The organism is Thalassovita gelatinovora (assembly GCF_001458355.1).
Classification (GTDB): domain Bacteria; phylum Pseudomonadota; class Alphaproteobacteria; order Rhodobacterales; family Rhodobacteraceae; genus Thalassobius; species Thalassobius gelatinovorus.
Genome location: NZ_CYSA01000021.1, coordinates 1 through 562 on the forward strand (window position 1 = coordinate 1; position 562 = coordinate 562).

Annotated in this window: 3 protein-coding genes; all 3 read left to right on the top strand. The window is 48.8% G+C overall.

Annotated features, from left to right (window positions below; translation table 11 throughout):
* Positions 1-247: scaffolding protein D (locus tag TG4357_RS20235; RefSeq protein ID WP_032550388.1), on the top strand; the 247-nt coding region annotated here is incomplete at its 5' end.
* Positions 247-363 (top strand): phage DNA packaging protein J, encoded by a 117-nt coding sequence (locus TG4357_RS20240; protein ID WP_000033471.1) that lies wholly within the window; start codon positions 247-249, stop codon positions 361-363. The genes TG4357_RS20235 and TG4357_RS20240, both read left to right, overlap by 1 nt.
* A 36-nt stretch (positions 364-399) precedes the next feature.
* The coding region (locus tag TG4357_RS20245) for a major capsid protein (RefSeq protein ID WP_016629295.1) at positions 400-562 on the top strand (163 nt) is incomplete at its 3' end.

The following is a 562-nucleotide window of genomic DNA, read 5'->3' on the forward strand; positions in this document are numbered from 1 at the left end:
TCCTGCTCCTGTTGAGTTTATTGCTGCCGTCATTGCTTATTATGTTCATCCCGTCAACATTCAAACGGCCTGTCTCATCATGGAAGGCGCTGAATTTACGGAAAACATTATTAATGGCGTCGAGCGTCCGGTTAAAGCCGCTGAATTGTTCGCGTTTACCTTGCGTGTACGCGCAGGAAACACTGACGTTCTTACTGACGCAGAAGAAAACGTGCGTCAAAAATTACGTGCAGAAGGAGTGATGTAATGTCTAAAGGTAAAAAACGTTCTGGCGCTCGCCCTGGTCGTCCGCAGCCGTTGCGAGGTACTAAAGGCAAGCGTAAAGGCGCTCGTCTTTGGTATGTAGGTGGTCAACAATTTTAATTGCAGGGGCTTCGGCCCCTTACTTGAGGATAAATTATGTCTAATATTCAAACTGGCGCCGAGCGTATGCCGCATGACCTTTCCCATCTTGGCTTCCTTGCTGGTCAGATTGGTCGTCTTATTACCATTTCAACTACTCCGGTTATCGCTGGCGACTCCTTCGAGATGGACGCCGTTGGCGCTCTCCGTCTTTCTCCAT